The 18,978-nt window shown below is 67.8% G+C and carries 18 protein-coding genes; 2 read left to right on the top strand and 16 right to left on the bottom strand.

Annotation, left to right across the window (positions count from 1 at the left end):
• Position 1: 1 nt before the first annotated feature.
• Genes L6Q67_RS14560 through L6Q67_RS14580 form a run of 5 tightly spaced genes read right to left on the bottom strand, consistent with a single transcriptional unit; the run spans position 2 to position 6,615 of the window.
• Positions 2-1,153 carry an ABC transporter permease gene (locus L6Q67_RS14560; protein WP_296570714.1) on the bottom strand — a complete coding sequence of 384 codons (1,152 nt, stop codon included), beginning with the start codon at positions 1,151-1,153 and terminating at the stop codon, positions 2-4.
• Positions 1,150-2,304, bottom strand: a complete 1,155-nt coding sequence (locus L6Q67_RS14565; RefSeq protein ID WP_296570717.1) for an ABC transporter permease — start codon at positions 2,302-2,304, stop codon at positions 1,150-1,152. The genes L6Q67_RS14560 and L6Q67_RS14565 overlap by 4 nt, the downstream gene beginning before the upstream one ends.
• Positions 2,301-4,238 (bottom strand): ATP-binding cassette domain-containing protein, encoded by a 1,938-nt coding sequence (locus L6Q67_RS14570; protein WP_296570720.1) that lies wholly within the window; start codon positions 4,236-4,238, stop codon positions 2,301-2,303. Before L6Q67_RS14570 ends, L6Q67_RS14565 begins: the two co-directional genes overlap by 4 nt.
• 7 nt (positions 4,239-4,245) lie before the next feature.
• Positions 4,246-5,313: an efflux RND transporter periplasmic adaptor subunit gene (locus L6Q67_RS14575; RefSeq protein ID WP_296570722.1), complete on the bottom strand. Its 1,068-nt coding sequence runs from the start codon at positions 5,311-5,313 to the stop codon at positions 4,246-4,248.
• A gap of 12 nt (positions 5,314-5,325) precedes the next feature.
• Positions 5,326-6,615: a TolC family protein gene (locus tag L6Q67_RS14580; RefSeq protein ID WP_296570724.1), complete on the bottom strand. Its 1,290-nt coding sequence runs from the start codon at positions 6,613-6,615 to the stop codon at positions 5,326-5,328.
• A 198-nt stretch (positions 6,616-6,813) separates the two neighbouring features.
• Here L6Q67_RS14580 and L6Q67_RS14585 point away from each other — a divergent pair, with 198 nt between their 5' ends.
• Positions 6,814-7,359 carry a M48 family metallopeptidase gene (locus L6Q67_RS14585; RefSeq protein ID WP_296570727.1) on the top strand — a complete coding sequence of 182 codons (546 nt, stop codon included), beginning with the start codon at positions 6,814-6,816 and terminating at the stop codon, positions 7,357-7,359.
• Positions 7,360-7,423: 64 nt separating this feature from the next.
• Here L6Q67_RS14585 and L6Q67_RS14590 read toward each other — a convergent pair whose 3' ends face one another.
• The 9 genes from L6Q67_RS14590 to L6Q67_RS14630 form a co-directional block, all read right to left on the bottom strand.
• Positions 7,424-8,476, bottom strand: coding sequence for a helix-hairpin-helix domain-containing protein (locus L6Q67_RS14590; protein WP_296570730.1), 1,053 nt, complete (start codon positions 8,474-8,476; stop codon positions 7,424-7,426).
• Between the two features lie 178 nt (positions 8,477-8,654).
• Positions 8,655-10,109, bottom strand: coding sequence for a ribonuclease G (gene rng / locus L6Q67_RS14595; RefSeq protein WP_367171646.1), 1,455 nt, complete (start codon positions 10,107-10,109; stop codon positions 8,655-8,657).
• A gap of 174 nt (positions 10,110-10,283) precedes the next feature.
• Entirely contained in the window at positions 10,284-10,895 is a 612-nt protein-coding gene (locus L6Q67_RS14600) for a nucleoside triphosphate pyrophosphatase (RefSeq protein WP_296570736.1), read from the bottom strand.
• Between the two features lies 1 nt (position 10,896).
• A complete protein-coding gene (gene rlmH / locus L6Q67_RS14605) occupies positions 10,897-11,367 on the bottom strand; it encodes a 23S rRNA (pseudouridine(1915)-N(3))-methyltransferase RlmH (RefSeq protein ID WP_296570738.1) in 471 nt (156 codons plus the stop codon).
• 43 nt (positions 11,368-11,410) lie between these two features.
• Entirely contained in the window at positions 11,411-11,779 is a 369-nt protein-coding gene (rsfS, locus tag L6Q67_RS14610) for a ribosome silencing factor (protein WP_296570742.1), read from the bottom strand.
• A gap of 4 nt (positions 11,780-11,783) precedes the next feature.
• Positions 11,784-12,446 (bottom strand): nicotinate-nucleotide adenylyltransferase, encoded by a 663-nt coding sequence (gene nadD, locus L6Q67_RS14615; protein WP_296570746.1) that lies wholly within the window; start codon positions 12,444-12,446, stop codon positions 11,784-11,786.
• The gene (locus L6Q67_RS14620; RefSeq protein ID WP_296570749.1) at positions 12,433-13,206 is read right to left on the bottom strand and encodes a BPSS1780 family membrane protein; all 774 of its coding nucleotides are present in this window, start codon (positions 13,204-13,206) and stop codon (positions 12,433-12,435) included. The genes nadD and L6Q67_RS14620 overlap by 14 nt, the downstream gene beginning before the upstream one ends.
• A 4-nt stretch (positions 13,207-13,210) precedes the next feature.
• Positions 13,211-14,014 (bottom strand): BPSS1780 family membrane protein, encoded by an 804-nt coding sequence (locus tag L6Q67_RS14625; RefSeq protein WP_296570750.1) that lies wholly within the window; start codon positions 14,012-14,014, stop codon positions 13,211-13,213.
• A gap of 109 nt (positions 14,015-14,123) precedes the next feature.
• Positions 14,124-15,071 (bottom strand): homoserine kinase, encoded by a 948-nt coding sequence (locus tag L6Q67_RS14630; RefSeq protein ID WP_296570753.1) that lies wholly within the window; start codon positions 15,069-15,071, stop codon positions 14,124-14,126.
• A gap of 180 nt (positions 15,072-15,251) precedes the next feature.
• Here L6Q67_RS14630 and L6Q67_RS14635 point away from each other — a divergent pair, with 180 nt between their 5' ends.
• Positions 15,252-17,255 carry a UvrD-helicase domain-containing protein gene (locus L6Q67_RS14635; RefSeq protein WP_296570756.1) on the top strand — a complete coding sequence of 668 codons (2,004 nt, stop codon included), beginning with the start codon at positions 15,252-15,254 and terminating at the stop codon, positions 17,253-17,255.
• An 867-nt stretch (positions 17,256-18,122) separates the two neighbouring features.
• Here the strand turns inward: L6Q67_RS14635 and L6Q67_RS14640 are convergent.
• Together L6Q67_RS14640 and L6Q67_RS14645 are read right to left on the bottom strand one after the other, a co-directional pair.
• A complete protein-coding gene (locus tag L6Q67_RS14640) occupies positions 18,123-18,482 on the bottom strand; it encodes a DUF1801 domain-containing protein (RefSeq protein ID WP_296570759.1) in 360 nt (119 codons plus the stop codon).
• A gap of 93 nt (positions 18,483-18,575) precedes the next feature.
• Complete coding sequence (locus L6Q67_RS14645) at positions 18,576-18,881, bottom strand: VOC family protein (RefSeq protein WP_296570761.1); 306 nt, start codon at positions 18,879-18,881, stop codon at positions 18,576-18,578.
• Positions 18,882-18,978 lie beyond the last annotated feature (97 nt).

Consider the following 18,978-nt stretch of genomic DNA (forward strand, 5'->3'; position numbering starts at 1 on the left):
TTCAGCCGAACTGGCGGCCGAAGCGGCCCATGCCGGCACCGAACACCACGATGCCGAACAGCCCCATGGCGAGCACCGGCTGCCACAGCAGGGCCATGCCGACGCCCTTGAGCAGAATGCCGTAGGCCGCATCCAGGAAGTAGTGGAGCGGCGAGATCCAGGCCAGGATGCGCATCCACTCGGGCATGGCCTCGATGGGCGTCCATGCGCCCGACAGCAAGAGCATGGGCATCAGGATCACCACCGTCAGCATGCCCACCTGGGCCAGGTTGCGGGCCACCGTGGCGGCCAGCAGGCCCAGCCCGGCGGTAGTGAATACGTACAGGGCGGTGATCAGGAAGAACAGCACCAGGCTGCCGCGCATGGGCAGGTCGAAGCCCGGGCCGAGCACCCCGAACAGGGCGATGGCGGTGCCGGCAAGGATCACCAGGGTCATGGCGATGACCTTGGGAAAGAGGATCTGGAAGGCGCTCAGCGGGGTGACCATCAGCTGCTCGATGGTGCCGCGCTCCTTCTCGCGCACCATGGCGGCGGCAGGCAGCAGGATGGCGAACAGGGTGATCACCGTCAGCAGCTCCGAAATGCCCATGAACCAGGCGTCGTTCTGGTTGGGGTTGTACCAGATGCGGGTATCGGCCTGGATGACCGGGCCGCTGGCGCCGCCGCTGCCCAGGCCTTCGCGCAGGGCCGCCAACTCCAGGCCGTAACGGCCGACGATCTGGGCGCCGTAGCTGGAGGCCAGGAAGCCCAGCACCGAGTTGGAGGTGTCCACCTGCAGCTGCACAGCCACCTGCTCGCCCCGCGCCAGGCGCTCGCCGAAGCGGGGCGGGATGTCGAGCACCGCCATCACGTCGCCGTCGTCCAGGTGGCGGATGGCCTGCTGCGGGGTGCCGGCGCTGCCCGCCGCCTGGAAGTAGGGGGGCTGGAAGCGGCTGGCCAGTTCCCGGGAGGCCAGGCTGTGGTCCGCGTCGAGGGTGGCGATGGCGGCATTCTTGAGCTGCATGCTCACCCCCGAGGCGGCGATGTAGATGTCGCCCGTGAAGGCATACAGGAAGAACACCATGAGTGCCACGTCGCGGAAGAGCTGGAGCAGCTCCTTGTGGGTCATCACGCGCAGGCGACGCAGACCGGCGCCGGAGAAGAAGCCGTTCATGATGCCGGCCGCTTGCTGAACAGCAGGTAGCCCAGCCCGAACAGGCCGGTCGCGTAGGCGCCGAGCACCAGCATGTCGGCCCACAGGGCCTGCCAGCCCACGCCCTTCAGAAAGCTCCCCACCACGATGTTGGTGAAATACATGGGCGGCAGGGCGTGGGCGATGGCCGAGGCGCCGGGGGCCAGGGACGACAGGGGCAGCAGCATTCCCGAGTACAGCACTGCCGGGATGATGCTGACGATGCTGGCCACGATCATCGCCGCTACCTGGGTCTGCACCAGCATAGAGATGACCAGCCCCAGGCCGGTGGTGCACACCACGTAGAGCAGCAGGGCCAGGGCGAAGAAGGCCGGGTCGCCCTTGAAGGGGGTGCCGTACAGCCCCACCGCCAGGGCCCACAGGATCAGCCCGTTGGTGAAGGAGATCGCCACGTAGGGCGCGAGCTTGCCGATCAGGAATTCGCCCGGCGAGACGGTGGACGCGTAGATGTTGAAGATCGAGCCGGACTCTTTCTCGCGCACCACGCCCAGGGCGGTGAGGAAGGGGGGCGACAGCATCATGATGAGCATGATCAGCTTGGGGGCCAGGGACCAGATGCTCTTCACGCTCTGGTTGTAGAGGTAGCGCACCTCCAGCTTCACCGGCTGCACGCGGGCCCGGGCCTCGGCCAGGGGGATACCCCGGCCGGCGGACAGGGCGCCAGCCATGTTGTCGAGGCTGACCGCGCTGTTGATGGCGGCCACGTAGCCCTGGGTGGTCTGGGCGCGCATGGGGAAGGTGCCGTCGATGAGTACCTGCACCGGCGCGGCCTCGCCCCGGGCCAGGCGCTCGCCAAAGCGTGGCGGTATCACCAGGGCCAGGCGGATGCGGTTGTCGGCCAGCAGGGCGTCGAGCTGGCGTTCATCGCTGGCCTGCCCCTTGAAGTCGAAGTAGCGGGACGAGATGAAGCGGTAGGTGTAGTCGCGGCTGGCGGCGCTGCGGTCGTGGTCCACCACGGCAAAGGGCAGGTTCTCCACGTCCAGGGTCAGGCCGAAGCCGAAGAGCAGCATCAGCATGCTGGGCACGATGAAGGCCAGGGCGAAGAACAGGCGGTCGCGGACGATCTCGCGCCATTCCTTCCAGGCCAGGGCGATGATGCGCTGAAGTGTCATGCTGCCCTCCGGTCGGCGGCCTCCAGGGCGGTGATGCGCTGCACGAACACATCCTCCATGGACAGGGGGCGCAGGGCAGCCGATTGCACGGTGACGCCGGCCTCGGCCAGCAGCCCCGGCAGGCGCGCCAGATCGGTCGTGGCGTCACGGGACAGCAGGTGCACGGCGCGCCCATGCAGGGTCGCGCTGGCAAAGCCGGCCGCGCGCAGGGCGGCCTGGGCGGGAACGGGGTGGTCCACCTGCAACTCCACCAGCTCGCCGGACTCGGCGGCGATGGTCGCCTTCATGGCCTCGGGCGAGGCATCGGCCACCACCCGGCCGGCGTACATCAGGGCCAGGTGGTCACAGTGTTCGGCCTCGCTCATGTAGTGGGTGGTCACCAGGATGGCCACCCCTTCCCGCCGTGACAGGTGGAAGAGGATGTCCCAGAACAGGCGCCGGCCGATGGGATCGACCCCGGAGGTGGGTTCGTCGAGGAACAGCACCCGCGGCTCATGCACCAGCGCACAGCCCAGGGCAAGGCGTTGGCGCAGGCCCATGGGCAAGCGCCCGGCGGCGTCGTTCTCGAAGCCGGCCAGCCCGGCCATGCCGATCACCCAGTCGCTGCGGCGGCGCGCCCGGGCGTCGTCGAGGCCATAGATGCCGGCGTACAGGCGGATGTTCTCCACCACCGACAGGTCGTGGTAGAGCGAGAAGGCCTGGCTCATGTAGCCGATGCGCTCCTTGATTGCCCGCCCGGCACTGCGCATGTCGGCCCCGGCCACCCGGCCCTCGCCCGAGGAGGGTTTGAGGATGCCGGTGAGCATCTTGATCACCGTGGTCTTGCCGGCACCGTTGGCCCCCAGCAGGCCGAAGATCTCGCCCTGGGGCACCGTGAAGCTCACTGCGTCGGCAGCCCGGAAGTCGCCGAAGACACGGGTCAGCCCGCGGGCCTCGATGGCCAGATCGGTGCCGGCGGCGGGCACGCGCTTGTCGGCCGGAAAGGCTGATTCCAATTTCGCCCCACGCTGGCGCAGCATGGCCACGAACACGTCTTCCAGCTCCGGTTCGCGGGCAAACCAGTCGTCGGGCTGAATGCCGACCAGGGCCTTGTCCACGGCGCTCCGGGCGTGGGGGGCGTCCAGCCCTTCGGTGAACACCCGCAGCCAGGCACCCATGGCCTCGGTCTGCGGAAACGCCGCCTTGAGCCGCGGCAGGGCCTCGGCCTGGGGTTCGGCACGGAACAGGGCCACGGTGCCCGGCACCCTGGCCACCAGCTCGGCGGGGGTGCCTTCGCCCATCACCTTGCCTTCGTGGAACAGGGACACCCGGTGGAAGCGGTCTGCTTCGTCCAGGTAGGCGGTGGACACCAGGGCGGTGACGCCCTTTTCCTCCAGCAGCTTGCCGAGAATGGCCCAGAAGTCCCGCCGGGAGACCGGATCGACGCCGGTGGTGGGCTCATCGAGGATCACCAGCTCGGGTTCGTGGATGAGGGTGCATACCAGCCCGAGCTTCTGCTTCATGCCCCCCGACAGCTGGCGCATGGGCCGGGCGCGGAAGCTGTCCAGGCGGGTCATCTCCAGCAACTGGCGCTTGCGTTCGAGGAGTTCGGCCGCGGGCACGTCACGCAGGCGGCCGAAGAAGTCCACATTCTCGTCGATGGACAGATCGGGGTAGAGGTTGAGGCCCAGCCCCTGGGGCAGGAAGCCGATGCGCTGTTTGACCTGCTCGGCGCTGCGCGCCGAATCCACCCGGGTGCCGAAGATCTCCAGCGTGCCGGCATCAAAGGCCAGCACGCCGGCCACGGCCTTCATCAGACTGGATTTTCCCGCGCCGTCGGCTCCCACCAGCCCATAGATCTCGCCCCGCTGCACGGTCAGGGCCAGGCCGTCGGCGGCCACACGCTTGCCGTAGCGCTTGGTGAAGCCTTCGACGCGGATGGCCGGGGCTGTCATGGGCCTGCTACCAGCGGGGTGCCTGCCAGGGCACCTCGTCCTTCCAGCGGATCACCGCATCGGCGGGCACGCCGGGGCTCAGGCGATGCTCGGGGTTGGCATCAAAGTAGAGCTTCACCGCGTAGGTCAGCTTGACCCGCTCGTCCGGGGTCTGGACCTCCTTGGGGGTGAACTCGGCCCGGGAGGCGATGTAGCGGGTGCGTGCCGCAAACGCCTGGCCCGGGAAGGCATCGGTGTAAACCTGTGCGGGCAGGCCCAGGCGCAGCTGGCCGATGTGCTTTTCGGGCACATAGACTTTGAGATAGAGCTTGTCGAGATCCACCAGATCGAAAACCGGTGTGCCGGCGGCCACCATTTCGCCGTTTTCCCGCAGGCGGTTCAGCACCACACCGCCCGTCGGGGCGCGCAGGCTCAGGTCGTCGATCAGGCTGGCGACTTCGTTTGCCATGGCCTGGGCCTGACGCAGGCCGGCTTCGAGGGCGGCGATGTCGTTCTCGCGGGCCTTCACCTTGTCATTGCCCAGGTGGGCGGCGCTGGCCGACTGTTCTGCCTGACGCAGGTCGGCCGTGGCGGCGGCGTGGGCCAGGCGCATCTGCTCGGCGCGGCGGGCCTCTACCGTGCCCCGTTCGGCCAGCTCGTCGAAGCGTCGGGCGTCCTTCGCGGCCTGGGCTTCGGCGGCCCGGGCCTTGGCGAGCACGGCCGCCGCACTGGCTTCGGCCAGGGGCACCTCCCGACGGGCGATGGCGAGCTGGGCGCGGGCGGCATCCCGCTGAGCCTGCAGGGTGGCCACGGCGGCATCGGCCTGCTGCTTGCGGGCGGTGAGCTGGGTGTCTTCGAGGCGGGCGAGGCGCTGCCCGGCCTGCACCGTGTCGCCCTCGCGCACCTGCATTTCGGCGATGCGCCCGGGGAGCTTGCTGGCGACGGTGGTGTGGTCGCCCTCGATGCGCCCGTTGGCCTGGATCAGGCCGTCGGGCAGGGCCTTGCTGCCGGCAAAGTGCTGCCAGGCCCAGGCACCTCCGGCCACGATGAGCCCGGCGCCGAGGGCGATCGCGAGGGTTTTCCTGTCGAGACGCATGGTGAAACTCCCTTACAGCTCGCCGACCGCCCTTTTCAGGCGGTAGCGGGCCAGGTGCAGGTCATAGTGGGCGTTGAGGTGGTTGTGGTCGGTGAGGCTGCGCAGGGCTTCCGCATCCAGGACTTCGGTATGGGTGCCGACGCCGTTGCGGTAGCGGTCGCGGGCGACACGCAGGTTTTCGTCGGCCTGGGCCACGGCGGCAGAGGTGGTGGCGAGGCGCTGGGCGGCTTCCTCCGCGGACAGCCATTCCCGGCGCACTTCCAGCTCGACCCGGCTGGCGCCGTCGGCCTGGCGTTCCCGGGCAGCCCGGGCCCGGGCCGTGGCCGCATCGGCCCGCTGGCGCTGGATTCCCCCGTCAAACAGATCCCATTGCACGCCGATGGCCACCTGGGCCACGTCCTGGCCGACCCGGTAGCGGTTGTCTTCGTGCAGCAGGGCGGCGCTCAGGCCCACCTGCGGGCGGCGTGCGGCATGCTCCATCTCGGCTTCCTGGTCGCCGGCCTCGGCCCGGGCGCCGAGGAGTGCCAGCTCGGGCCTCAGCCGGAGGGCGCGGGCGCCGAGGGTGGCAAGGTCGTCGTGACCGGCACTGTCGGGCGGCGGTTCGGCCAGATCGGCCGGTGCGTCCAGCGGGCGGCGCAGCAGGCGGTTGTAGGCCGCCGTGGCGAGATCGCGCCCGTGGCGGGCGCGGGTCAATTGCTGGCGGGCGTCGGCGCAGGCAACGGCCACCGACAGCACATCGTTGCGTGGCACCACCCCCTGGCGGTGCAGGTCGTCCACGTCGCGGGCGTGGGCGTCGAGGGCCGCCAGGTGGCGTTCTGCGGCGGCCAGGGCGCGACGGCTGCGCAGCACGCCGAGCCAGGCTTCGGCCACGTCCAGCTTGACGGCCTGCTCGCTGTGCCTGCGTTCATGGGCACTGGCCTGCACCCCGATGTCGGCCCCGATGATGGCGGCGGAGATGCGGCCGCCGGTGTAAACCGGCAGCGTGGCCTGCAGGGCGTGGGTGGCATAGGTGCGCTCGGACAGCGGCAGCTGGTCGGGCAAGGCGATGCCGGGCAACGCCGGCAGGCCGATGCGGGCGGCGGGTTCCTTGCTCAGCACCGTGTAGCGCGTGCTGGCGGTGGCCTTGGGCAGGGCCAGGCCGCGTGCCGCTTCAAGGTTGGCCCGGGCCGCATCGGCGTCGGCATCGGCGGCACGCAGGCGCGCATCGACCGCCAGCGCCTCCCGCCACGCATCGTCCAGGGTCTCGGCGGCGTGCAGGGGGCCGGCGATGCCCAGGACCAGCGAGAGCAGCAGGAGTGCCAACCGGCGGGGGCGGCGAGACGGCGAGACACCTTCTGGCGAAGGGAGGGGCCGGGACGTTTTCATTGCCTCGTCCTCGTGAATGTTACTGACCATGTGGTCAGTAAACTACGCTGCTGGACGGAGGACACTTTGCGGAAGATCAAGGAGTGATGCCGTCAGGCGCTAGAATCCCGGCCTTCCCCCTCCCGGACTCCAGCCATGCAGCCCGCTGCGCCGTTGAAATACCTGTCCGGCTATCCCGAACACCTGCTCCGGCCGGTGCGTGAGCTGCTGGCCGATGGCCGGCTCGGCCCCCTGCTGCTCGGCAAATATCCGCAGGCCCACCCGGTGCGCAACGATGGCGCGCTGTATGCCTATGTGACGGAACTGAAGGCGCGCCACCTGCGCAATGCCGATCCCCTCAGCAAGGTGGCCTTCGATGGCAAGCTGCAGACCATCCACAACGCGCTGGGCACCCACACCACCGTCTCACGGGTGCAGGGGGGCAAGCTCAAGACCAAGCGTGAGATCCGGGTGGCCACGCTGTTTCGCGAGGCGCCCACGGAGTTCCTGCGCATGATCGTGGTGCACGAGCTGGCACACCTGAAGGAGCGCCAGCACGACAAGGCCTTTTATCAGCTGTGTTGCCGCATGGAGCCCGACTACCACCAACTGGAGTTCGATGTACGGGCGTGGCTGTGCTGGCTGGAGGCGGGGGGTGAGGGCCTGTGGGGGCAGCTTCAGGCTGCGCCGGCTTCCTCGTAGGGGCGGATTCTTCGACCTTCGGGCGTTGAACCTGCGACCTGCGCGGGTTCAACGCCGTCGGCGATCAGAGGCTCAGGCTGCCTTTGAGCTTGTCGAGCATCTTCACACCCATGCCCTTGAGCTTGACCAGCTCGTCGAGGGTCTTGAAGGGGCGGGCGGCGATGATGGCGCTGGCGACGGCCTTGGGCAGACCCTTGACGGCAGCCAGCTCGGCTTCGCTGGCCTTGTTCACGGAGACGCTGCCCGGGGTGGTGGTGGCTTTCGCAGGTTTGACGGCGGCCTTGGGGCTTGCGCCAGCCGGTTTGGCTGCGGTCTTGGCCTTGGCGGTCGGCTTGGCGGCCGGTGCGGCCACGGCTTCGGCTTCCCAGCTCAGGGGGAGGGCGAAGTTGGTGAAGTCGCGGGTGACGTAGCCAAAGGCCGTCCATTCACGCAGCAGCAGGGCGATGTGCCAGGTGCCGGCGGGGCGGGCGGCGAGGGGCAGGTCGAGGGCGAGGCCCTGCCAGCCATTCTGACCGGCCAGGCTGCCGATGTTGCTGGCGGCCAGTTGGACACCCTCGGGGATGCCGTTGCTGTACGGGGCGCCAAGGGCCCACAGCTCGAGCGACAGGGTGCCGCTCAGGTTATCCGCGCTACGGGGGTTCTCGATGCCATCGGCGCTCAGGCTGACCGTGGTTTCACCGACGCTGAAGCCGGTGTTGCCCACGAGGCGGGGCTGCACGAAGGTTTCGGTACGGGGGAAGTTGGCGTAATCCAGCACCTGGTCGAACTGGCCGTTGCGGCCGGCGGCGAGCACCAGCACCATGCTGTGTCCGGCTTGACCGGCAGGCGGGCAAGCGGCGGTGAAGGCGCTGACCCAGGCCGGGCTGGCGGCATCCAGGGCGCCCACGGGCAATTCGGCAATCTTGGCGGCGGCGACCGGCTGACCGTTGAAGGGGGCTTCACAAGCCCACAGCTGGAGTGCCCATTCCTGATCGGCGGCTTCTTCCGGGTTGGTGACCAGCAGTTCGGCGTCGAGCTGGACGCTGTCGCCATCGAAGGCGTAGCCGTGGTTGAGACCGATCCGGACGGCGCCCGAAGACTGGCCGAGGGTGGCCTGGAGGGTGTTGGAGGTTTGCATCCTGAAAATACCTGCCTGTGCGAGGGGCGCGATTTTGCGGGCCCCGGCATTACAGCGTCAATCAATTGGCAATTGAATTTTTGGATGCACTGACACGGGGCGAAAACGTCGCGAAACCCGCACCAATACTGGGATTGCACTGTATTGGTGCGTTTATTCCGTTGGCGTTTTTGTGCCCTCAGAGCAGCACGATGTCGAACTGTTCCTGGCCGTAGCTGGCCTCGGGATGCAGGGAGATGGTCTTGCCGATGAAGTCGGACAGCATGGCCAGGGACTGGGATTCCTCTTCGTGGAAGAGGTCGATCACGTTCGGCGCCGCCAGCACCCGGAACTCGCGGGCGTTGAACTGGCGGGCCTCGCGCAGCAGCTCGCGCAGGATCTCGTAGGCGACCGTGCGGGCGGTCTTGACCTCGCCCCGTCCGCCACAGGTGGCACAGGGTTCGCACAGCAGGTGGGCGAGGGATTCCCGGGTGCGCTTGCGGGTCATCTCCACCAGGCCGAGGCTGGTGAAGCCATTCACCGTCATCTTGGTGTGGTCCTTGGACAGGGCTTTGCGGAATTCGTCGAGCACGGCGCTGCGGTGCTCGGGGCTTTCCATGTCGATGAAGTCGACGATGATGATGCCGCCCAGGTTGCGCACCCGCAGCTGGCGGGCGATGGCCTGGGCCGCCTCCAGGTTGGTCTTGAAGATGGTGTCGTCGAAGTTGCGGGCGCCGACGAAACCGCCGGTGTTCACGTCGATGGTGGTCATCGCCTCGGTCTGATCGATGATCAGGTAGCCGCCGGATTTCAGGTCCACCCGGCGGGCCAGGGCCTTCTCGATCTCCGCTTCCACGCCGTGCAGGTCGAACAGCGGGCGCTCGCCGGTGTAGTGGTCGAGCAGCGGGGCCACCTGGGGCATGTACTCGGTGGCGAAGGTGCTGAGCTTCTGGAAGTTCTCCCGGGAGTCGGCGACGATGCGGGTGGTGGCGTCGGTGACCAGGTCGCGCATCACCCGCTGGGCCAGGTTGAGATCCTGGTACAGCACGAAGGGTGGGCGGGCGCCGACGGAGCGGTTCTTGATCTCCGCCCAGAGCTTCTTGAGGTAGGCGATGTCGGCGGCGAGCTCGTCGTCGGAGGCGTTCTCGGCCATGGTGCGGACGATGTAGCCGCCCGGCTCGTTGGGGGGCAGCAGGCGGCTGACCCGCTCACGCAGGGCTTCACGCCCGGCTTCGTCGCCGATGCGCTGGGAGATGCCGATGTGCTTGTCCTGGGGCAGGTAGACCAGCATCCGCCCGGCGATGGAGATCTGTGTGGACAGGCGCGCGCCCTTGGTGCCCAGGGGATCCTTGAGGACCTGGACGATGAGGTTCTGACCCTCGGCCAGGATGCGCTCGATGGGGCGCGGCGGGTCGCCGGCGTGCCGGTCGGACCAGATGTCGGCCACGTGCAGAAAGGCCGTGCGCTCCAGGCCCACGTCCATGAAGGCGGACTGCATGCCCGGCAGCACGCGGACCACCTTGCCCAGGTAGATGTTGCCGACAATGCCCCGGCTGGCGGTGCGTTCGACGTGAACTTCCTGGACCACGCCCTGCTGCATGAGCGCGACGCGGGTTTCCTGGGGTGTGAAATTGATCAGGTATTCTTCAGACATGATGCGGGAGGCAAACGGAGATGGGCGATGGCGCAGGGTGTGCTGCGCCATCGCCGATCGCCGCTCGTCCGGCATCGGCCGCGCGGATTGCTTCCGCGTCGTGGTGTTATTTTCCCGTCTTCTGCGGGCTCGGGCGTGATTCTGTCAGAGTCTGCAAAAGTCTGTCAGAGAGCGTCAGAGAGGATAGCCGAATTCCTGCAGCAGGGCCGCAGTCTCGAACAGGGGCAGGCCCATGATCCCGGTGTAACTGCCGCGGATTTCCTCGATGAAGAGGGCGGCGCGGCCCTGGATGCCGTAGGCGCCGGCCTTGTCGGCGGCCTCGCCGGTGGCCACGTAGCGGCGGATCTCGTCTTCGGCCAGGCGCCGAAAGCGCACCTGGCTGGTGGACAGACGCTCCTCGAAGCGTTGCCCGTCACTGACCACCACGGCGGTGAGCACCTGGTGGGTGCGCCCGGACAACTCCCTCAGGATGGTCATGGCGTGGGCGCTGTGGTCGGGTTTGCCGATGATCTCGCCGTCGAGTTCCAGGGTGGTATCGGCGGCCAGCAGCAGGCGCGGGGGCAGGGCGCGCCAGCGCACCCGGTTGATGCCGCCCTCGGCCTTGGCCCGGGCCACCCGGCGTACGTAGGTGAACGCGTCCTCGCCGGGGCGCACGTCCTCGTTGATGTCAGGGTCGTCCCGCCCCGGGCCGCGGAACAGCAGGGGCTCGAAGGGCACGTGGATCTGCTTCAGCAGCTCGCGCCGGCGCGGGCTGTTGGAGGCAAGGTAGATGGACGGATGGCTCATGTCACTCCCGGTGGTAGGGGTGGTTCTTTGACAGGCTCCAGGCCCGGTACAGGGCCTCGGCCAGCATCACCCGTACCAGGGCGTGGGGCAGGGTGAGACTGGAGAGTCTCATCGTCTCGTGGGCGGTGGACTTGAGGGCCGGATCGAGCCCGTCCGGCCCGCCAATGATCAGGGCCACGTCGTCGCCCCCGTCCTGCCAGCGTTCCAGGCGCTTCGCCAGGGCCTTGGTGGTGAGGTCCTCGCCCCGCTCGTCGAGGATCAGGCGGCGGCAACGGGCCGGTAGGGCGGCTTCGATGCGGGCGGCTTCGGCGGCCATCATGGCCTCGACGGTCTTGCCGGTGGTGCGGGGTTCGGCCTTGACCTCGATGAGCTGCAGGGGCAGCTCCCGGGGCATGCGCTTGGCGAAGTCGTCGAACCCGGTGTCGACCCACGCGGGCATGCGCGTGCCGACGGCAACGAGGAGCAGTTTCATGGGGGCGATCGGCGGCGGGCAGGCCGCCGTGGGGAGGAGAGGGTCAGGCGCTGCGGGCGATGCTGCCGCCCGGGCGGGCACCGCGCGAGGCGCCGGCGGCCCACAGCTCTTCCAGGTTGTAGTAGGCGCGCACGGCGGGCTGCATGACGTGGACGACCACATCGCCCAGGTCCACCAGCACCCACTCGCCGCCGTCTTCACCCTCGATGCTGAGTACGTTGATGCCGGCTTCGCGGGCCTTGTTGGCCACGTTGCGGGCCAGGGCGCGGGTCTGGCGGTTGGAGTTGGCGCTGGCGATGATGACGCGCTCGAACAGGGAGGTAAGGCGCGTGGTGTTGATGACCTCGATGTCCTTGCCCTTGATGTCTTCGAGGGCGGCTACGACGAGGCTTTCGGTTTGGCTGATGTCCATTGATTCAAGAATAGAGTTGATGCCGGGAAATATAGTCAAGAACCGGCGGGGGGAGCAAATAACGCAGACTTTGGCCGCTGGCGGCACGGCTGCGGATATCGGTGGCGGAGATCGCCAGGGGCGTCATGGAAAAGCTGACGAGGCGCCCGGCAGGGGCTTCCGCGAGTGCCTCGGGGTTGGCCCGGCGCTGTTCCACGTGGCGGGCCAGTGCGTCGGGCAGGCGGGATTCGTCCAGGCTGTAGCCGGGCCGGTTGGCCACCGCCAGATGGGCGAAGTCGAACAGCTCGGTCCAGCGCTGCCAGCCGGGCAGGCCGAGAAAGGCATCCACGCCGAGCAGCAGCACCAGGGGGCGCTCGGCACCCAGGGTGGCGCGCAGGCGCTCGAGGGTCAGGATGGTGAAGCTGGCCTGGGCGGCCTCCACCTCGGCCGGGTCCACCTCGAAGGCCGGGTTGTCGGCCGCGGCCAGGCGGGCCATGGCCAGGCGGTGGGCGCCGCTGGCGCCCGGGGTGGCGCGGTGGGGCGGCTGACCGGCGGGGATCAGGCGCACGCTCTCCAGGCCCAGGGCTTCCCGCGCGGCTTCGGCCAGGCGCAGGTGGCCGTAGTGGATGGGGTCGAAGGTGCCGCCGAAGATGCCCAGCGCCCCCGCGCCCGCCTCAGATGAGCTCATCGGGCCCGATGCGCTCGAACACGTCGAGGGCGTTGGCGTAGAAGCTGGCAAAGATCACCGGAATGAAGACCACCGGGAAGGCCAGGGCCGGCAGCAGGGCGAGCAGGGGCGACACCAGCTCGAGGATGGCGATGAGCAACCCGGCGCCCAGGGCGATGACGAGCAGGCCGATGCCGTAGGCAAGGAAGGCGCGCCAGTTGCGCATGCACGCGATGAAGCTGAAGAACAGGGCCTTGGCCGCCGGCACCTGCCCCCAGCCGGCCAGCAGCGGGGCGAACCAGTAGGCCATCATCAGCGGCGTGGAACCGATGGTGGCCACCAGCAGGGCCATGGCGAAGGCGGGGTCGTCGAGGGTCTCGCCCCAGCCGACACGGCCGAGCATGGCCTTGGAGAGCTTGATGTTCATCTCGCCGTCGATGAGCAGGCTGACGCCCATCACGGCCAGGGTGCCGGCCAGGTAGATGCCGCCGATCTTGACCAGCTCGGGCAGGTTCTGGCGAAAGCCCGACAGCAGGATGTCGGGCCCGGCCTTGCGCCGTTCGGCCACCGCCTTGCAGCCGTTGAAGATGCCCAGGGACAGGGCCGGCATGATCAGGGACATGATCACCTGACCGATGAAGGGCACGGCGGCGATCAGCAGCAGGCACAGGGAGCAGCCGAAGACCAGAAAGGTGATCAGGGCCGGGTTGCGCCGCCACAGGGAAAAGCCATCGAAAATCCAGGCCCAGCCGCGCTGGGCGGGCAACATGCGTGCCTGCATCCGCTTACTCCGTGCCTTCCGGCGGGAGAGCTTCGACCGGTGCGGGCAGGGCCGGTTCCTCGCCGAAGACGTCCTGGTAGGACGAATACACCGTGCCGGCCAGCACCGGAATCAGCACCAGCACGCCCAGGGCGGCAGGCACCATGGCGACCCAGATCAGCACGTAGATGAGCACGCCGAGCACCACGAAGGCGCCGAAGTTGCCGAAGCAGGCCGACAGCGAGAGCTTCATGGCGTCGAGGGGCGGGGTGTCGCGCAGCACCACCAGCGGCGCGGCGAACCACAGGGCGGTGATGAGCAGCACCCACAGCACCGAGAAGGTCACGCTGGTCAGCACCACGCCGCTCACCAGCCCGAGGCCCAGGCCTTCCAGCGCACCGAGGATGTAGCCGGTGAGCAGCGCGCCGCCGCCGATGACCACCGACACGAAGCCGGCGATGAGGCCACCGAGCAGATAGAAGACGCCCACCAGGGCCAGATTGCCGGCATGTACCTTGAGACCGGCGAAGAGGTGTTCGATGCGCAGGGGTTCGCCCTGGGCCTGGGCGTGGCAGCCCAGCACCATGCCCGCCACCATGACCGGAAAGCCGATCAGCACCACCGCCCAGCCCAGCAGGGGCACCAGCCCGAGCACGAAGAGCATGACGATGAAGATCACGCTGATGGCCACCCAGACCCCCGGATTGCCGATGAAATAGCCCCAGCCGGCCTTCAGCCAGCTGAGCGCCTCGGCGGGCGAAACGCGCTGCGGCTGCGGATGGCGCGCGGCGTTGTGGGGATGGACGGCCTGGGGTGCCGGATCAGTCATGGCGGGCGACGGGAAAACGGAGTGAAAAATCAGGATGTTGCACTGCGGTGAGATGCTAGCCCAAATACCCTGTTCACTTCAAACCGGCGGTCTGCGACGGACGGGGGGTTCAACCCGGCAGGGCCGGCAGTGGCAGGGCTTCGGCGCGCAGGCGCAGGATGCGTCGGTACTCCCCCGGGTCCTTTACCAGCACCATCTCGCCGGCCCGGGGCAGGTGAAAGTCTTCCAGCCGCGACAGCCAGAAACGCAGGGCCGCCGCCCGCAGCATGGCCGGCCACGCTGCGCGCTCGCCCGCCGTGAAGGGGCGGGATTCGGCATAGGCCATGAGAAGGGCCTGGCTGCGTGCCGGGTCGAGCGCGCCGTCGGCGTCGGCGCACCAGTCGTTAACCGTGACGGCCACGTCGAAGAGCAGGGCGTCGCGCCCGGCGAAGTAGAAGTCGATCACGCCGCCGATGTAGTCGCCGTCCCACAGCACGTTGTCGCGGAAGAGGTCGGCGTGGATCACCCCCTGGGGCAGGGCGGTGAGGTCGAAGCCGGCCTGGAAGGCGATCTCCGCGTCCAGTTCGGCCTGCTCGACGGCGGGCAGGTGGGCGCGCACTCGGGCGGCGCAGTCGCGGCGCCACTCGGCCCCCCGCGGGTTGGCCTGCTTGCGGCCGAAGGTGAGGCCGGCCAGGTGCAGCCCGGCCAGCATGGCGCCGATGCGCGCGCAGTGGGCCACCGTGGGAACCATCTCGGAGCGGCCGGCCAGGCGGCTGACCAGCACCGCCGGCTTGCCCGACAGGCTGCCCAGGTATTCGTTGTCCCGGTTGGCGATGGGCGCCGGCACCGGCAGGCCGTGGCGGGCCAGGTGGGCCATCAGGTGCAGGTAGAAGGGCAGCTCGGCCCGGGGCATGGTCTCGAACAGGGTGAGCACATAGCGCCCGAGGCTGGTGTTGACGAAGAAGTTGCTGTTCTGGACGCCGGCAGAAATGCCCTGCAGCTGGTCCAGGCGGCCAATCGCGTAGTTGCCCAGCCAGGCGGCCAGGTCGGAATCGGTGACGGGTGTGAAGACGGACATGATGGCCGGAGCTTACCGCAGCCGCTCCGGTGGGGGCCAATTCATTCGACCCGCTCACGCCAATCACGGGCAAGCCGCTGGGCAAAGTCCGGGGTTGAATGAATTCGACCCCGCGGGATGGGTGAGCCCGCTCCCCGGGGCGGTAGAATGCCCTCCCGCTCCACCCCGCGTACTGCCCCCATGTCTGCCCTGCTCCTCAATGCCCCCCAGCGCGAAGCCATCCACTACCTGGACGGGCCCTGTCTGGTGCTGGCCGGGGCCGGGTCGGGCAAGACCCGGGTGATCACGCAGAAGATCGCCTACCTGATCACCGAGTGCGGCTTCAACCCCCACAACATCGCGGCCATCACCTTCACCAACAAGGCGGCCAAGGAGATGCTGGAGCGGATCAACAAGCTGATGGGCGGCCGCGCCACCAAGGGCCTCACGGTATGCACCTTCCACGCCATGGGTGTGCGCATCGTGCGCCAGGAGGCCAAACTGCTGGGCCTCAAGCCCCAGTTCTCCATCCTCGATGCGTCGGACACCACCCAGATCATCGCCGAGATGACCGGCAGCACCGACAAGAACCGGGCCAAGGCCCTGCAGTGGCAGATCTCCAGCTGGAAGAACGCCCTCATCGAGCCCAATGAGGCGGCCCACCTGGCCAACGACGAGATCTCGTCCGCCGCCGCGCTGCTCTACATGGAGTACGACAAGACCCTGCGGGCCTACCAGGGCGTCGATTTTGACGACCTCATCCGCCTGCCGGTGAAGCTCTTCGACGAGCACCCCGAGGTGCGCGAGCGCTGGCAGAACAAGCTGCGCTACCTGCTGGTGGACGAATATCAGGACACCAACCGCGCCCAGTACCGGCTGCTCAAGCTGATGGCCGGCGTGCGCGCCGCCTTTACCGCGGTGGGCGACGACGACCAGGCCATCTACGCCTGGCGCGGCGCCGACATCGAGAACCTGCGCCAGCTGCCCGTGGACTACCCCAAGCTGCGGGTGATCAAGCTGGAGCAGAACTACCGCTCCACCTCGCGCATCCTGCACGCCGCCAACACGGTGATCGCCAATAACGAGAAGCTCTTCGACAAAAAGCTGTGGTCGGAGCACGGCGCCGGTGAGCCGGTGAACGTGGTGGCCTACCAGACCCCCGAGCACGAGGCCGAGGCGGTGGTGATGAAGATCTCCGCCCACAAGTTCGAGAACCGCACCCACTTCAAGGACTACGCCATCCTCTACCGGGGCAACCACCAGGCCCGCCTGTTCGAGCAGCAGCTGCGCAACCACAAGATCCCCTACGCCATCTCGGGCGGGCGCAGCTTCTTCGAGAACGCCGAGATCAAGGACCTGTGCTCCTACCTGCGCCTGATCGCCAACGAGGACGACGACCTGGCCTTCATCCGCAGCATCACCGTGCCGCGCCGGGGCATCGGCCCCGCGACCATCGAAGCCTTGGGCCGCTATGCGTCCAACCGCCATATCAGCCTGTTCACCGCCGTCTTTGAGGAAGGTGCTGCCGAGCACGTGGCCGCCCGCCAGCTGGAGGGGCTGCGGGAGTTCTGCCACTTCATCAACCGCATCGCCCACCGTGCCCCCCGCGAGCCCGCCGGGCAGGTCATTAACGACATGCTCAAGGCCATCAACTACGAGGCCTGGTTGTACGAAAGCTGCGAGCCCCGCGAAGCCGAAACCAAGTGGAGCAACGTGGGCGACTTTACCGGCTGGCTGGGCCGCAAGGGCGAGGAAGACGGCAAGACCCTGTCGGACATGATCCAGACCATCAGCCTGATCACCATGCTCGACAAGGACGACGAAGAGCTCGACCAGGTCCAGCTCGCCACCCTGCATGCCTCAAAGGGCCTGGAGTTCAAGCACGTGTTCCTGGTGGGTGTGGAAGAGGGCCTGCTGCCCCACCAGTCGTCCATCGACGAAGACAAGATCGAGGAAGAACGCCGCCTGATGTACGTGGGCATCACCCGCGCCCAGCGCAGCCTCACCATCAGCTACTGCGACCGCCGAAAGGCCGGCCGCGACGTGCGCACCTGCGACCCCTCCCGCTTCATCGACGAGATGGGCGGCGAAGGCATCAAGCGCAGCGACCGCAAATCTGCGGAGCCCGTGACCAAGGAAGACGCCAAGGCCCGCATCGCCAACCTGCGTGCCATGCTGGGCAGCAAGCCGGGGGGCGCGGGCTAGCGAGAACCTGCCCACGCGCCCAACCCCGTCCTCGGCGTTTGCCCCAGGGCGAGGATCAACCCGGGCCAGACCGGTCAGGCCCAGCCTACCTCTATGCCAAGGGCGCGTTCGCGATCCGCAGGATAGCGCGGGGCGCCATTAGTCGCTGCTGGCGGGCACGCTTCCCTGTGCCTGAGGCGTCCCGCTGAACGGAAAAGCCCGCCAGCGTCAGGAGCCGGGCACGGGTGTCAGCCTTGTTGGCTGCCCTGCCTTGGCATCGTCGGATGGCGCGGCAGGAAGGACGACGGCCTGCACACCGATGCGTACGGCCTGCCCACCCTGTTCCGCGGCGAATCGCCTCGCTGCCGAAGTATCGGAGAACCAGAGCTTCAGGACTGAGGTGCCGCGCTGCGCTGAGACAAGCTGCTGAAGGAGGCTGACATCGAGATGTGGGAGGGCGTGGCGGTAATCCTCCCAACTGGCGTACCCGGCTTCGCGGGCCAGAGCCCGAAGTACATGTTTGCGCTGCACGGTGCCGCGGGCGTGGAAGAGGCTGGGGAGCGACCAGTCTGTCACGGCACGGGTTGCCAAGAGTCGCCGGAGGATGGGGAGCGCCTCTGAAAGGGTGTCCGAGGTGGCGGCGCGATGAAGGCGCCTTGCCTCGCGCAGTACCAGTTGAACGGAAGAGATCTGACCCGCGCACGGCGGCTGGGGTGATGAAATGGGCATACCGACTCCGAAGTCGAGTGGCCGCTCTCGCCGTTGGCCACGGAGGGTATGCAAGCAAGGCTTGCGATGTAAGGTGCTTGCGCTTTCGCGAGGTGGGCGTCCTGGCAGCCCGGGACGCATTTTAGCCTTGTCCCGCCGACAACTGGAAGATGCGCGCGCTCAGGGTTCTGCAGCCAGCCCAAGCGCCAGGACGAGATAGTCCACGACATGCTTGCCGCGGATGTCTTCAACCGACAGCAATTTGATGTGGCGACGGAACTTGCCCTCGCCCTCCAGCACCTTGAAGGTGTCTGGCAGTGATGCTCCTGCTCCGAACTCCAGCGAAACGTGCTTCGCGTAGGAGAAGACGCCGCAAAACGGCTTGCCCGCCGAGAACAGAAGTCCGCCGTACTTCACCTCTTCGGAAATCGAGGGGGCAAGACCTAGGATGATGTCTCTTAAGGCCTGAACCAGCTCGAAGCGCCCGGCGTCGAGAAGGCGGATGTCTTCGAGCAATCTTGAGATGCGGTCGGCTGGCATGATGTCAGGGCTTAAAATGTTGTGTGCACCCCGGTGCTGCGGGCGCACATCGGGCAAAGGCTAAGGACGTGAAGGACGAACCCCGTATCCGGCTCAATTTTCGGGCTGATGGCACACCGCTTCAATGTTGTTGCCTTCCGGGTCGATAATGAAAGCGCCGTAGTAATGCGGGTGGTATTCCGGGCGAAGCCCCGGGGCACCGTTGTCTTTTCCGCCGGCGGCAATCGCCGCGCGGTAAAAGGCATCCACCTGGGCACGGTCCTGGGCTCGCCAGGCCAGGTGGCAGCCCGTTGTTGCCGACGGGCCGCCATAGGGGGAGGGGCCATCGATAAACCACACATCCGCTTTCTTGCCGTCGGGCTCCGCGGCGTCCGGGTAGGCGAACCCCAGGATGTTCATGCCATAGTTGCCCTCAAAGACTGTATTGACCCACCAAATCCTGCACAGGTCACGCTGCTAAAGCGAATGCCTCAGCCGGCGTTTTCATATCCAGCGC

Origin of the sequence: Zoogloea sp., from assembly GCF_023150065.1 — a bacterium.
In the GTDB taxonomy this organism is placed as follows: Bacteria; Pseudomonadota; Gammaproteobacteria; order Burkholderiales; family Rhodocyclaceae; genus Zoogloea.